The 13,827-nt window shown below is 29.3% G+C and carries 14 protein-coding genes and 1 pseudogene; 4 read left to right on the plus strand and 11 right to left on the minus strand.

Annotation, left to right across the window (positions count from 1 at the left end):
* Window positions 1-84: 84 nt before the first annotated feature.
* The 6 genes from ABWP20_RS07220 to ABWP20_RS07245 all read right to left on the minus strand — a co-directional run bounded on the left by ABWP20_RS07220 (window position 85) and on the right by ABWP20_RS07245 (window position 5,246).
* Window positions 85-645, minus strand: coding sequence for a DUF1062 domain-containing protein (locus ABWP20_RS07220; protein WP_353095116.1), 561 nt, complete (start codon window positions 643-645; stop codon window positions 85-87).
* A 221-nt stretch (window positions 646-866) separates the two neighbouring features.
* Window positions 867-1,148, minus strand: a complete 282-nt coding sequence (locus tag ABWP20_RS07225; RefSeq protein ID WP_353095117.1) for a CD3324 family protein — start codon at window positions 1,146-1,148, stop codon at window positions 867-869.
* Window positions 1,149-1,391: 243 nt separating this feature from the next.
* Window positions 1,392-2,102 carry a class I SAM-dependent methyltransferase gene (locus tag ABWP20_RS07230; RefSeq protein WP_353095118.1) on the minus strand — a complete coding sequence of 237 codons (711 nt, stop codon included), beginning with the start codon at window positions 2,100-2,102 and terminating at the stop codon, window positions 1,392-1,394.
* 76 nt (window positions 2,103-2,178) lie between these two features.
* A complete protein-coding gene (locus ABWP20_RS07235) occupies window positions 2,179-3,060 on the minus strand; it encodes an AraC family transcriptional regulator (RefSeq protein ID WP_353095119.1) in 882 nt (293 codons plus the stop codon).
* A 296-nt stretch (window positions 3,061-3,356) separates the two neighbouring features.
* Window positions 3,357-3,854 (minus strand): VOC family protein, encoded by a 498-nt coding sequence (locus tag ABWP20_RS07240; RefSeq protein WP_353095120.1) that lies wholly within the window; start codon window positions 3,852-3,854, stop codon window positions 3,357-3,359.
* A gap of 105 nt (window positions 3,855-3,959) precedes the next feature.
* On the minus strand, window positions 3,960-5,246 hold the full coding sequence (locus ABWP20_RS07245; protein WP_353095121.1) for a copper amine oxidase N-terminal domain-containing protein: 1,287 nt from the start codon (window positions 5,244-5,246) through the stop codon (window positions 3,960-3,962).
* 119 nt (window positions 5,247-5,365) lie between these two features.
* Here ABWP20_RS07245 and ABWP20_RS07250 point away from each other — a divergent pair, with 119 nt between their 5' ends.
* Entirely contained in the window at window positions 5,366-6,781 is a 1,416-nt protein-coding gene (locus ABWP20_RS07250) for a DDE-type integrase/transposase/recombinase (RefSeq protein ID WP_353095122.1), read from the plus strand.
* A gap of 216 nt (window positions 6,782-6,997) precedes the next feature.
* Here ABWP20_RS07250 and ABWP20_RS07255 read toward each other — a convergent pair whose 3' ends face one another.
* Window positions 6,998-7,336 carry a hypothetical protein gene (locus ABWP20_RS07255; RefSeq protein ID WP_353095123.1) on the minus strand — a complete coding sequence of 113 codons (339 nt, stop codon included), beginning with the start codon at window positions 7,334-7,336 and terminating at the stop codon, window positions 6,998-7,000.
* Between the two features lie 363 nt (window positions 7,337-7,699).
* Here ABWP20_RS07255 and ABWP20_RS07260 point away from each other — a divergent pair, with 363 nt between their 5' ends.
* A complete protein-coding gene (locus ABWP20_RS07260; protein ID WP_353095124.1) occupies window positions 7,700-8,977 on the plus strand; it encodes an IS110 family RNA-guided transposase in 1,278 nt (425 codons plus the stop codon).
* A 159-nt stretch (window positions 8,978-9,136) separates the two neighbouring features.
* On the opposite strand, the gene ABWP20_RS07265 is transcribed toward ABWP20_RS07260, so the two are convergent.
* The 3 genes and pseudogenes from ABWP20_RS07265 to ABWP20_RS07275 form a co-directional block, all read right to left on the minus strand.
* Window positions 9,137-9,571 carry a hypothetical protein gene (locus tag ABWP20_RS07265; RefSeq protein ID WP_353095125.1) on the minus strand — a complete coding sequence of 145 codons (435 nt, stop codon included), beginning with the start codon at window positions 9,569-9,571 and terminating at the stop codon, window positions 9,137-9,139.
* Between the two features lie 963 nt (window positions 9,572-10,534).
* Entirely contained in the window at window positions 10,535-10,624 is a 90-nt protein-coding gene (locus ABWP20_RS07270) for a helix-turn-helix domain-containing protein (protein ID WP_353095126.1), read from the minus strand.
* 20 nt (window positions 10,625-10,644) lie between these two features.
* A pseudogene (locus tag ABWP20_RS07275) lies at window positions 10,645-10,731 on the minus strand (IS200/IS605 family transposase); the annotation flags it as partial.
* A gap of 1,047 nt (window positions 10,732-11,778) precedes the next feature.
* Between ABWP20_RS07275 and ABWP20_RS07280 the strand changes: the two are divergent.
* Together ABWP20_RS07280 and ABWP20_RS07285 are read left to right on the plus strand one after the other, a co-directional pair.
* Window positions 11,779-12,219 (plus strand): transposase family protein, encoded by a 441-nt coding sequence (locus ABWP20_RS07280; protein WP_353095127.1) that lies wholly within the window; start codon window positions 11,779-11,781, stop codon window positions 12,217-12,219.
* Complete coding sequence (locus tag ABWP20_RS07285) at window positions 12,206-13,540, plus strand: ISL3 family transposase (protein ID WP_353095128.1); 1,335 nt, start codon at window positions 12,206-12,208, stop codon at window positions 13,538-13,540. Before ABWP20_RS07280 ends, ABWP20_RS07285 begins: the two co-directional genes overlap by 14 nt.
* Window positions 13,541-13,548: 8 nt before the next feature.
* Here ABWP20_RS07285 and ABWP20_RS07290 read toward each other — a convergent pair.
* Window positions 13,549-13,827 (minus strand): hypothetical protein (locus ABWP20_RS07290; RefSeq protein ID WP_353095129.1); only part of this gene is annotated, 279 nt, incomplete at its 5' end.

Raw genomic sequence — 13,827 nt, forward strand, 5'->3', positions numbered from 1 at the left:
TTGGTTTTATAATATCTATAACAAAATTCAATATGTGAATCCATCTAATTCTCTTTTCTTTATGTTATTTTATTGAAACTATATCTATATGAATATTCCTCTAATCAAAATTCCTATTTTACATTCTAAATAATCATTTCTTATTTCTATTGTTCCATTTTCTTCTAATAACTTAGCTTTATTCCTTGATATCTGTAATATATTAGAAATTAGTTTGTCTGTTCGAATTTTCAATTGCTGAGGATTATATACTTCAATATAATCTCCTTGTTTAAATTCTATATCATCTCCAATTATATGGTAATCTACACTTGTCCAGTCAATATCTGCTTTGTTCTTTAGAAGTAATTGTTTATTCATTCCATAGTCTAAAGCGAAATCTAAATCATTCATTAAAAATTTATCATAATCACTCTTAGAAATATCAGTTACTTTTATTCGTTCATAAATACTTAAATTATAGGTATGCTTGCATTTTTCACATTGATAAATCAGCCATATATCCAAATATTTTCCATTGGCATTTATTCTAAATTTTTCTGTACTTAAATATGTTGCTTTACATCCACATCCAGCACAATTACGAATGATTTTATATGAATCCTTTTGTATAATCTTATATTCAAATTTTCTTAAATAGCCCATTTTGCACTCCTTTGCTTATCAGAGATATTCAAAGGCTATTACATTTCTTATATTATTTATTTGCAATAGCCTAGCTATGCAAAATAAACAGGTGTACCCATACTTTCTCCTCCTTGATTTTTCATATTTATGTCTATATTTTAATTCTTCTTATATTTGGATTCTACCTTAAACTTTTTTAGAAAAAAGAATAAGCCAATATACCAAAGTATATTGACCTATTATTCTAAAGCTATTTTTTTCATTTTAAGGATAATACGCTGTATGCTTTTTTCAGATAAAAAGTATTTCTCAGCTAACTCCACAGTTTTATATCCTTGTTTATAATCAACATATATCTGTTGATTTCGTATTTCTAACTCCTTGCGAATATTAGTTTTATCTCCCCATTGTATCCTGCTATTAGGTTTTCTAGGAATATATATACATTCTCCATCTACATAATTATGAATTAATTCAATGATTTCTGATGGTAAAATATCTTCTGCTCTCCTATAGCTCATTTTGCCCTCCTAAAATTATATTTTTAGGAATAGCAATGGCCATAACAATTTAAACTTTTCAATTAATTGCAATAGCCAATGCTATGCAAAAATAACGTATTTTCTCATAAAGCAATCCTCCTTTTCAGATTAGTATACTTTATGCAAAGTTAAGATGCAAGGTTCTTTCTTATTTTCTACCTATGGAATAATATACATATTACTATTTGCCAGCTCTTTGCATAATATTTCTGGCATCTATTTCTATTTAACAGCCTCAAAAGTAATTACATCATCAGAATTTGATGGATACTGCCCAAATTTATAATCTGAGGAAATCACAATGTCTTTAAATCCTATATTCTCAAGTATGATCTTAAACTCTTCTATTCCATACCATCTCAATGGGAAATGCTCTAATTCAGTTTGTACTAATACTCCATCACGCCATTTCTCGTATCTCCCATGGGAAATAGTATATTGATTTATATAATCAACCTCTACAACTTTATTTTCTAATGTAATTATATCTCCGTTGGAGCATTTCCAAGTTTTTGTAGAAACTATGCCTATTGAAATATCAGTTTGCAAAAATATGTCAACTATCAACCTTCCACCATTGGATAAATGATTATAAAAGTTTTGTAGCCCCTTTATTGAATCTTCTCTCTTATATAATAAAAGGAAACTTCCAGTTGGAACTATAATAGCATCATATTTTGTATCTTGTGAAAAAGACTCCATTTTTGCTTCAAAAAGCTTAGGATTTAAACCTTTTTTTCTACAATTGTTCTCACATATATTTAGCATATCCTTTGAACTATCAAATCCATCAACCTTTAATCCCTTTTCCAAAAGAGGAACTAATATACGACCAGTTCCTGTTGCAGGCTCAAGAATATGTCCTTTGCAAGACTCCAATCTATTCATATAAAATTCTACATCCCCAAAAGAATGCCCTATAGGCTTATCCATATCATATACTTCCGAAGATAACCTACCATAATAGCTCAACATTTTATCACCTTTCTTTCTAATTTATTTTGCTATTTTATTTTTTAATAGGAACATAAATATCCATGACAGTATCCTGCCTATGGTGGCAACGTTCATCATAGAATTCAAAATCAAGTTTACTTTCATCATAAACATAGCCACTGTCTTTAAACCAATCTTCAAAAATATATTTCCAAGTACTTGCGATAACCTTTGCAAACTCATTTTGTTCTTCATCATTTGTAGTATCAATTGGAATCGTTGTAAAAACTGCATACTCAGCTTCTGGTACTTCTACTGTTAACATATCCTCTTCCACTTTTAAAAAATCATCAACTATTACACCTAAAAGATATATTGCATTTCCATCCTCAGATAACGGAACACATAATCCCACTTCACCATGTTTGCTAGGATTTAGAATTTTATACATTTTGCTTTCTAAGTTTTCCCCATTGTAATTACTCCAAAATGATGAAATATCCTTTGTATATGTGGCTCCAGTAATATTGGTTTTAATTCCATAACCAGCAACCTTAAATCCAGGTTTCTTCACAATAACAGGATTCATAATATGACCTCCAATTTCAAATTTTAGCTTTGCATCATCGTATCCAGACATTCGTGCTATATACTGCGTGGGACTATAACCAAAGGCTTTACGAAAAGCTTTGGCAAATCCACTAGGTGTTTCAAATCCATAGTCCAAAGCAATGTCAATAATTTTTCTTCCTTTAAATAATTCAGTCGCTGCTAAAGATAGCCTACGTCCTCGAATATATTCCATAACAGATACTCCATTACATAGGCTAAAGACCCTGCAAAAATGATAAAGAGAATACCCAGATTGATTGGCAACTTCTTCAATAGTAATATTTTCCTTAATATGTTCTTCAATGAATTTAATACATCTTTCAATATCTTTTCTATAATTCAATATCAAACTTCACCTGACCTTTCTCTCTATGGCAATTTTATTATAACAATAACTCTGAAAGAAGGCTGTTCCTAGTTTGCTAAATAAATAAAAAAGCAGAAGCGGATTACCAATCTTCTACAAAAAATATTATTTCATTTCTATATTTGCTAATAGCAATAAGGCTTAACTTCCCATGGTTCCAATTATTGGGATGATATGGTTCAATTGATCTTAAAGTTACAAACCAATATACTAATAAAAATAGAATAAAAGAGATCTAACATATCTATCTAATATTTTCTGCATAATAACTCCTATATCAGCAAATCTCTTATTTCAATTTCTGTCCCTTCCGGTGCCTTAATTTTAAATAAATAACCGTCTTCAACTCTATATATTATTTCTCCATTTTTAATTTTGAATCTATTATAACCTAATCTTTTTATCCTATCAAATTCCTCCTGAACATTATCAACCAAAAAACACATATGTACTATTCCTTCATTTGATGAACTCCGTCTATTCAGTTTCTCTCCTTTTTTTCCAGTCTGCAATTCAATCATAAATGTCCCAAGTCTTAACCATGTATTAAAATCACGTTTATGAAAATTTGGTGTTTCTGAAACTAATTCAAATCCTAAAATTTTAGTATAAAATTCAAGTGATTCATTATATTTTTCAGTTTGAATACAGACATGATGCATCATTTTTATACTCATTAATAAGTCGTTAGCAAACAACCGTAATAGTATGCCACAAATAGTAAAAACAGCTCCAAAAATGCCTGCTTTAATTTGTTTTGTATTAAGCATAATTTCTCCTCATTCATAAACTCTACTTTTAAAATATTAACTAAATATATAATGGTTGATAAATATAAAATTAATTGCATCCCTTTAAAAACTAATTAGAACTCATTAATTCTTACTAAAATATTCAATAAAACCATGCTCTAAATCTACTACTATAATATATTTTCCATCTTTATCTCCATAAGTTTCATGTTTTTCCTTTTCATATAGGCTTGGATATAAATCTGGTTTCTTTACTACTTCGCTAACTTCGTCTACATATTTATTAATAAAGCTATTTGCTAACTCTAACGCCTCAGATTGACTTAATTTATTTTTAACTAAATTGTGCCAATAATTTTTTAAATGATATCTTATAAGCTTACTATTCTTATCAAATTTATCTTCTATCTTTATTAATACCTCTTCTTCATTTCTAATATTTCTCATATATAGAAAACTTGTATTAGATATTGGACTCTTATGAGTATATATTTCATCCCTATTGAAAATATTCCCTGGTACATAATTATCTAATATATCATGTAATAAATCTATTTCATTCATATAATTCTTATTATCATCTTCTACAAAAGCACCTTCATCAACTACTTTAAAAGAACCTAGTACATCCTGAGCTTCATTAAAAATTTTCATATAAGAATCCTTAGTCTCTGGATAAAATTGAAAGTCCCTACAAAATAAGGCCTCCGAGTACATTCCATCTTTATAGCTAAGTATATAATCCCCCTCATATGGAAGTGTAGCTATTATTGGATAGTCACTCCATCTTATTTCAAAAACTGGTCCAAAACTCTCATGTCCATCTTCTATAAATTTCTTAGCAGTCTTTTTATCATATACATATAAAGTTCCATCTTCTGTCTTTATTATTGTTTCTTCCTTCCAAGAATTAGGCAAATTTAAAGTATAACTATGTTCATTATTAAAGTATAAAAATGTATTTTCAACTTTCGCTTCACCAGGAAATTTACCAACTAAAGCAATTTTATTTTTCTCATCCCAGATCACTTCTTCTCCTAAACTCTCAGATATAAATCTAAGAGGAACAAATATCATATTTTCTTTAGTAAATGGTTTTACATCTAATTCTACTTCTTTGTTATTTACTTTTGCCTTATCAGAGTCTATTGTAATCTCTATATTTCTATCATCTTTCTTAATGTTTACCCTTCCAGACTCTTCTATATATTTTGCATCAAAACCTAATTCTTCAGAAATAAATTTAATCGGTATCAAAGTTCTGCCATTCTCCACAACCAGGACAACATCATCATCTAAAGCCTTACCATTTACAAATACTTTAATTGAATTACTTTCAGCAGTTGCTGGTATATCAAAAATTATCAAAGCTAAAAATATAAGTATTAGATACCTGCTCAGTTTTCTCATAATACCCCTCCATTAATAAAATTGGTATTGTCAAAAATATTAAGGATGACAAATATCCATTTCTCAGTTATAATATCGTCGACGAAAACAATCAAACAACCAGAAAGGAATTGTCATCCATGTACGATATTATAACTTATTTACTATACTTTATTCAAGTCCAAAACAATATTATTTTGTATCTTTTATTTTCCTTAGGTGCTATGAAAGCTTCCAAACAATCTGATGAGCCAATTGACAAGCCTTATCGTAAACTTAAAGTTGCTGATATGCCTATCTTTGATAAGGTTAAAAAGTACAATTATAAAGCTCTTCTTAAAAAGCATATGCTTGATAAGGGTAAGGAGCTTAAACCTGTAAATTCTAAAGTTCCTGTTCCTGAATCTATCTCTTGCCCTTGCTGTGGTGCACCTCATTTATATCTATATGATAACAATGGTGGTAAAGGCCAATTTAAGTGTAAAGTTTGTAATTCTGTTTTTAACCGCAAAAACTATTTCTCTAAATCTGTGATCTTAAGGTGTCCTCATTGCAATAAGACTCTTGAGCCTATTAAAGATCGTAAATTCTTTGTTATCTACAAATGCAAGAACAATGATTGTTCCTTTTATGTTAAGAATCTTAATTCTTTATCTAAGGACCAGAAGGAACTCTTTGAAACTGAGCCTCATTCTTTTAAAATGCGTTATATTTACAGAGCATTTAATATTGATTTTAAGCCTTTATCTAGGATTTCTCCTGTTAAAGGTTCTGTTTCTTTGCCTAAGATTTATGCTTCTAATCATGTTCTTGGTCTTGTTTTGACCTATTATGTTAATTATGGTCTTAGTGCTAGAAAAACTGCTTCCATTATGAAAGATATTCATCAGGTTAATATTTCGCATCAAACTGTTCTTAATTACGCTAATACTGTAAGTGTTATTACAAAGCCATTTGTTGACCATTATCCTTATGAACTATCAGATTCTATTTGCGGAGATGAGACATACATTAGGGTTAATGGTAAGTGGCATTATATCTTCTTTTTCTTTGATGCGGTTAAGAAGATTATTCTTTCTTATCATGTATCTCCTAACCGCGATATTCCTTCAGCTATTATTGCGTTAGATGATGTTTTATCTAAGTTTAAAGAATTACCAAAGAAGCTCAATATCATTGTTGATGGGAATCCTATTTATCTTCTTGCGCAACATTTCTTTGCCCAAAATGATATATTCTTTGATGTTTCTCAGGTTATTGGCCTTACTAATGAAGATCCAGTTTCTAAAGAACTCAGACCCCTTAAACAAATTATTGAGCGTCTTAATCGCACCTTCAAAGGTAATTACAGGTCATCTCATGGTTTTGGTGCTCACCGTGGTTCTGTTACTTTTGTTACATTATTTGCTGTTTATTTTAACTTTCTTAGGCCTCATGCCTCATTAGAAGCCAGTGTTCCAGTGGTTGTTCCAGAACTAGAAGCTTTACCTAATATGCCATCTAGATGGATTAAATTAATACAGCTTTCAGAAGAATACATATCTTCCTGTGCTTAAAAGTCTTGTTTTTAGATTCTTTGAGCCCAAAAGCAGCAGCCACCGTAGGCTTGCCCTTGATGCTTTTCTCTCAGCATTTTCTTATTTTTGTCAAGGGTGGCGGTAGAACCAAGACACATTTTGATTATTCTAGTCAGTTTTTAGCTTTTATTTTTTCATAGAACTTTTTACATTACCAATTATGTACATTTTATAAAGAATATAATTGTACTATTTTTAATCCTCTTGTATAGGTAGTGGATTCCATAACCAATTAATTATTACAATTATTATTACAGCTAATCCAAATATTAAAAAGGCTAATCCTATATCTTGATATGCCCCTTCTCGAATTGCCCATATTGTATTTTCTCGAGGTCCACTAAAACCATATTCCTTTGGCCAAGCAATATCGTTAGCAAACAACCGTAATAGTATGCCACAAATAGTAAAAACAGCTCCAAAAATGCCTGCTTTAATTTGTTTTGTATTAAGCACAACTTCCCCTCCTTCATAAACTCTACTTTTAAAAATTCCCCGTATTATTTTTATATTTTTTTTCAATTCAACTTTCATAATAATCCTCCTCGTATAATATGTTTAGAAGCACTTTTTATTAAGTCTTCTAAGCATATTATTTATATTTTTAATACAATTTTTAATTTGAGATATTCTGATGCTATAATTAAAGAAAGAATGATTAGCGAAGGATAATTCTAGTCCTCCTTGCAAAGCCATTTGGCTATTGCTATTGAAGCATGCTTCCTGACTTAGCCATCAAAATCTTTTAACACAGATGCTGCATCTCTTTGACTAGACCAACAGCAAGGTATTTTTCAAAGATGAATGCTTATAGTGCGAGGTTGAAGTTAGTGACTAAGATTAGGATATCTCTTTTACTAATTGTTCCCATACCATCTTATGAAAGGCGGTGATAATATGAAGAACAATATTTTATCAACTTTGTTTGTTGGTATTGATGTTAGTTCTAAGACCAATGTCTTATGTGCTCTAGATTTTCAAGGTAATAAACTTCTTAACCTAAAGGCATTAAATAACAATCCTGGTGCTGAATCTATGTTAAAAAGTATTTTGGATTGTTTGAATTCTAATGACCTTAAATATGCTGTTATTGCTTTGGAATCTACATCTGTTTATAGTATTCACGTGGCTAATTTCCTATCTTCAAGTGAAGATTTGGCATTGTATGAACCTAAAGTTTATTGTCTTAACCCTAAAACGACTGCTAATTACAGAAAGTCTTTCGTGGATATGGACAAGACTGATCCTTTGGATGCATTTGTCATAGCTGATTTCGCTAGATGTGCAAGGATTACTTCCTCACCTTGGCGTGGTTCTCAGTTTCTTGCTTTACAAAGGCTTACACGCCATAGACTTCATTTGGTTGAGTGTATTACTCGTGAAAAAACTTACATGGTATCTAACATATACCTAAAATTTAGTCAATTAGCTGTCCTAGATAAAGAGGACAAGCCATTTTCTAATAACTATGGTGCTACCTCTACAGCTGTGCTAACTGAATTCTTATCTTTAGATGATATTACCTATTCTCCCATTGAATATCTGGTAGATTTCGTTAAGGATAAAGGTAAAAATCGATTTAGCGATCCACAAGCAACAGCTAAGTTATTGCAGAAAGCTGCAAATGATTCCTATAGATTAGACAAAGTGTTATATGAGCCTTTAAATATCTCTATAGCTTCTTCCTTTAACCTTATTAAAGCTTTTGAAAGTGAGGTTAAGACTATTGATAAAGCTATTGAGAAGAACATTAAAGGTATGAATACTACTGAATATCAATCCTTAATGTCCATTCCAGGTATCGGACCTGTTTTAGCTGGTGGTATTTTATCAGAGATAGGGACAATTACTGCTTTTGATTCCCATAATGCTTTAGCTAAATATGCGGGTTTAACCTGGAGAGTTAATCAATCAGGTGACTACACCGCTGAAGATACTAGTATGACTAAAACAGGCAATAAGTATCTTAGATACTATTTAATTGAAGCCGCTAATAGCGTTAAAAACAATGTACCTGAATACAAAGAATTCTATAATAAAAAATTCGGTGAAGTAACTACTCACCAGCACAAACGAGCACTCGCACTTACATCTCGTAAATTAGTACGCCTGATTTTTGGATTGCTGACCAAGAATCAAATCTACTCCAGCAATAAAGTTGGAGAGACTCAATAGAATATTTTCTTTTCTTAAGCCTATTTTCTTACATAGTCATAGGTTCTATTAAAGTTACCCTTCTTTAAATGTTTCTTCTAATTTCTTTAAAATTTATCTCTTGACATATTACCAGATTGCTTTAAATAAATTATGTGTAATAACTATATATTGAGACTATTATATATTACGATGTTTTTTTAAGTAACCACCTAAATAATATGATGAAAACATTAATAAAAATCCTATTAAACTTACTAACCAAAACCGAACTATCATGAAGGAAGGATAAAAAGATGCAGCAATATTAATCAATGGCAAATAATAAAACTGAGTAGCAACGCCAAATATATTAGACCAATAGCGTCTTAATATAATTTCCTGATACATAATGAATAAAAGCATTAAAAAAGCAGGTAAATTTGCAATTATAGTAGATTTTAATGGCGTTTTTGCAAAATAACAAGTTGTAAATCCAATCAATAGCCATAAAGCAAGAAATATAATGCCTATTAACTTAAATTTTAAGATATGATTTTGCATTAACCATGAATTCATTAAAAAGCCTAATACTAATGGAATAAACCCTAATAAAAATAAAAACAATTTTTTCATAATGAATCTCTCCCTCCCAGTCTAAAACACAAACCGTATTTTCTGAACATAAATCTAGGAATATGTCTTATTATATATTGATTATACTTATTTCTTAATCCTTTGCCATAAGTTTACAAAAAACAGTCTAATTTGTTCACCTATATAACTCGATACTATTATATAAACTCTTATAGCCACTATAAATATTATTAAAAAAATCAAGATTCCCAAAATAAATGGCATTTCTATAATAATTCTCCCCTCCCTAACAATAACCAAATTTAGTTCTTGCTTCGCATAATTCTACTATTACATCACCAAGTTAAAATGATATTCATTAACTGCTAAAATTTGTAAGCATTTTTTTATATAACATTTTTATAATAGAGTATATTAAAAATATAAATGTTATTGCTAAAGGGGCATATAATAGCATAGCTAAAGGCCAAAATAATACTGAAAATATAACAGAAACCAAATAGATAATAGAAATAAGAAACATAAAAAAAGAAAAGTTAATTATTAAAAAGTTTCTTGTGTCTGTTTTATCTTTTTTCATAATAACTCTTATAAAATAAATTAAATAGATTAATATAATTAACAATTCAAGAAAATTAGTGATTTTAGTAATATTTGAAAGGTATTCGAATTGATACTTTTCTATTGTTCCCCCTAAACGATACCTTTGTATATACAGGGATTTAGACACTTTAAAATATGTATATATTAGATTGATTAGAGAAAAGAATATCAAGTATAGCTTTAAAAGCTTATTTCCTTTAAAATCATGTATAAGTTGCCTCATAATAAAAACCTTCTTTCTTTTAAGATATTTTTCAAATTTACCAATAAACATACTTCTACTGTTACATCACCAAGTATAAAGAATGTTCAGCGAACTACTCACCATTTACTCATATCCATTCGTTGAAGCAGGATCTTCTTGGTCAATAGTAGCAGCCTACTAAGATTACCCAAGCTCTAACTGTTAAGTATTTTATCAGTCTTCTTATAATATTCAATTTTATCTGCTAACATTTGATTATAAATAAATCTACACATCCGAAACATTTAGCAAAATATTCTTTCTATAATTGTTTTCTTATTACAGGAAATTCTTTCTTTATCAATCTACTACTCGCACTTTTGTAGGCATTTATGAATGTACTCATTTCTGTATTTTATAAGCAAAACAAGATAATAATATATCCTGAACACTAAATTGGTTATTTATATCTAATCCTTTTATATAACCAGCCCTTCATTATTTAATACTGATTATAGAATACCATATTGATATATCTGTATCAAATGCTTTAGCAATTCATCTCTCATTTATAGAAGATAGGAGAATCCTCACTAAGAAAGGTTACCTTATATAGTTTTTATTATTTCAATTTATTTTATTTTTGTATTTTTAGTTATAATAAATAAGTGAATTACACCTATAATAGCATTATCCAGTAATTATCTTTTATTTTTTGGAAATGTCATTACTTATAAAGGTAATATAAAAAAGGCAGGAGATTTCATGACGTTTTCCATGATTTCTTGTGTTCATCAGACAAACTCCTTTTAAAAATCAAATAAAGTACTCTCACTAATACCCATCAACTCATTGAAAACACTGGCTTGTTATCTTTGCCCATTTTCTCACCAAATCCCTTATTCCTTTTTTCCACCTCACTAAAGTCCTTGTATTTATTAATTTTTAGAGTGAAAAATGAAAATAAAGTACTTGTAGGATTGAGGGTTTAGAGAGAAGGTCTAAGGGGGATTTTATCCATTTTTCCTTTCCATTTTCTTTTCTATTTAACCTTCTAATCCATTGATTTGCCTGACCTTAAGCCTTATTCCATATCCCTTAATCCTTACAAGGCTCTAATAAAAAACCATAGTTTCAAGGCACTACTTATACCTTTTCCCTATGATTTTCTAACACTACTTTATTTATCTCACTTCAGACATTTGCAAAATGAAAGAAGTTTATTTGTTTGAGACATAGATAGGTTTACAGGTGTATGAAGCAGATATTAAAATTTATTGAAATATTTAAATTGCAATAAACTAATTACATGGTAAAACTAACCAGAAAAAATCTTGACCATTCTATGTTATTATGTTGTTTATGATAACCTAAAAGTGGTTCTTTCCATAGTTAGTTGAAATTATAGTTAATTAGCATTATAATATTCTAATAACAACTTAAGAAATGAGGTTTGGATATGGAAGAACTTATCAAACTATTAGATAAAGATTTAGAATATGTCAGTCACTTTATTTCGAACGATACTATTTATATAAATGTAGAATCATTACGAGAATATGCTATATGCCCCTATTGTAATACCCCATCTAATAAGGTGCATTCACACTATGAAAAGAATTTTCAAGATTTACCCATACAGGACAGGAAGACAGTTATTACCTTAAATAATAGAAAGATGTTTTGTCTAAATGAAGATTGTAAGCATACAACATTTGCTGAAACCTTTAACTTTATTGGGTTTAAATCCAAAAAGACTATTCGTTTACAAAAAGAAATAATCAATATATCCCAAAACGTTAGCTCTATGTCAGCTGCGAAGATGATAAATTCTAGAATTGCAAACATAGGTAAAAGTACTATTTGCAATCTCTTAAAAAAAAATAATGATAAATGTTAATAAAAGTAATATAAAAAAGATATGTATTGATGATTTTGCAACAAAAAGACGTAAAACCTATGGAACGATTATGATTGATATAGATACTCACAGAATTGTTGATATGATTAACTCTAGAGAATATGATGATATAGTTACTTGGCTAAGGACATTTCCAAATATTGAGGTAGTTTCTCGAGATGGCTCTATTACATATTCTAATGCCATCAAAGATTCTCATCCAGGAGCCATTCAAGTCAGTGATAGGTTTCATTTATTAAAAAATCTTACAGATTATTGTAAGAAATTTTTAATGAATCATCTGAAATCAAAGGTAGAAATAGAAGCAGAAGTACAAGATATCAAAAAGGAAAGCTCAATAAAAGAAAATAATAAACAATTAACTTTAACTGAGAAAATATATAGGGCAAAGAAATTAATTGAAACTGGTACAACAAATACACAAATTTGCAAAGTGCTAAATATGGATATTCGTACCCTAGAAAAGTATCTTAATATGTCTGAAAAAGAACTAGAGGATGCTTTAAATATAAGTACCCAGGAATCTAATCACAATGATAATGTTGCTAAAAAGGAACAATTAATATCCATAGTAAGGGAAATGTATAAAAAAGGTTTTTCTAAAAGGGCAATATCTAAAGAATTAGGTATCCATCGTGCCACTGTCACCAATTACTTAGATGTAAATGTATCACCAATAAATGGAAACTATGGCACAACAAGAAATAACACTTTACTATCCCCTTATCATGAGGATATTAACCAACTCTTACTGGAAGGCTATACTTTTAAAAAGATAGAGGAATTCATTAAAGCTAAAGGTTATACAGGTTCAAGCTCGACAATACGTATGTATACAACTCGTATGAGAAAATTAAATAAAGAAGCAATTAAAGAATCCAATAATGAAAATGTGGAATTTATTGAAAGGACGCTACTTATAAAGCTACTATATAAACCATTAAAAGATGTGAGAAAACTAAGTGAATCTCAATTAAATAGAGTATTGTCAATATATCCATTATTTGATAGCATTTACAAGCTTGCATTAAAGTTTAAGAATATTTTAAAGAACGCAGATCCTAATAAGTTAGATTTATGGATTGAAGAAGCTAAACAATTAAATATAAATGAAATCAATAGCTTTATAGGTGGAATAAATAGGGATATTGATGCTGTAAAAAATGCTATTACTTATAGTTATAGTAATGGACTGGCAGAAGGCAGCGTAAATAAGATTAAAGTTATAAAAAGAATTATGTATGGACGTTGTAACTTTTCAACTTTGCGTTCAAAAGTTCTTTTATTGGAAAAATCATGAAGCTTCAACTAACTATGGAAAGAACCACTTTTAGGTTGACAAATACAGTTGTATTCTTTTTTATACATTTCTAATAAATCCTTGTAATCCATATATATTATTTCAGAGTCTTCTGCCCTAACCTGTAAGGTATTAAGCATAAATGGTAATAACATAGACATAGACAAAATCAAAATCACTGCAAAAATTCTTGAGCCTTTATTTATTTTTCCTTGCTGTTCTTTCACTTTATATCCTCCTCGTATAATATGTTTAGAAGCACTTTTTATTAAGTCTTCTAAGCATAT

This window comes from Tissierella praeacuta (genome assembly GCF_040396155.1).
Classification (GTDB): domain Bacteria; phylum Bacillota; class Clostridia; order Tissierellales; family Tissierellaceae; genus Tissierella; species Tissierella praeacuta_A.

Coding starts and splice junctions, on each gene's coding strand:
- ABWP20_RS07220 (WP_353095116.1), bottom strand. CDS start 645: ATGGGCTATTTAAGAAAATTTGAATATAAGATTATACAAAAGGATTCA.
- ABWP20_RS07225 (WP_353095117.1), bottom strand. CDS start 1,148: ATGAGCTATAGGAGAGCAGAAGATATTTTACCATCAGAAATCATTGAA.
- ABWP20_RS07230 (WP_353095118.1), bottom strand. CDS start 2,102: ATGGATAAGCCTATAGGGCATTCTTTTGGGGATGTAGAATTTTATATG.
- ABWP20_RS07240 (WP_353095120.1), bottom strand. CDS start 3,854: ATGCTTAATACAAAACAAATTAAAGCAGGCATTTTTGGAGCTGTTTTT.
- ABWP20_RS07245 (WP_353095121.1), bottom strand. CDS start 5,246: ATGAGAAAACTGAGCAGGTATCTAATACTTATATTTTTAGCTTTGATA.
- ABWP20_RS07250 (WP_353095122.1), top strand. CDS start 5,366: ATGTACGATATTATAACTTATTTACTATACTTTATTCAAGTCCAAAAC.
- ABWP20_RS07255 (WP_353095123.1), bottom strand. CDS start 7,336: ATGAAAGTTGAATTGAAAAAAAATATAAAAATAATACGGGGAATTTTT.
- ABWP20_RS07260 (WP_353095124.1), top strand. CDS start 7,700: ATGAAGAACAATATTTTATCAACTTTGTTTGTTGGTATTGATGTTAGT.
- ABWP20_RS07265 (WP_353095125.1), bottom strand. CDS start 9,571: ATGAAAAAATTGTTTTTATTTTTATTAGGGTTTATTCCATTAGTATTA.
- ABWP20_RS07270 (WP_353095126.1), bottom strand. CDS start 10,624: ATGTTTCGGATGTGTAGATTTATTTATAATCAAATGTTAGCAGATAAA.
- ABWP20_RS07280 (WP_353095127.1), top strand. CDS start 11,779: ATGGAAGAACTTATCAAACTATTAGATAAAGATTTAGAATATGTCAGT.
- ABWP20_RS07285 (WP_353095128.1), top strand. CDS start 12,206: ATGATAAATGTTAATAAAAGTAATATAAAAAAGATATGTATTGATGAT.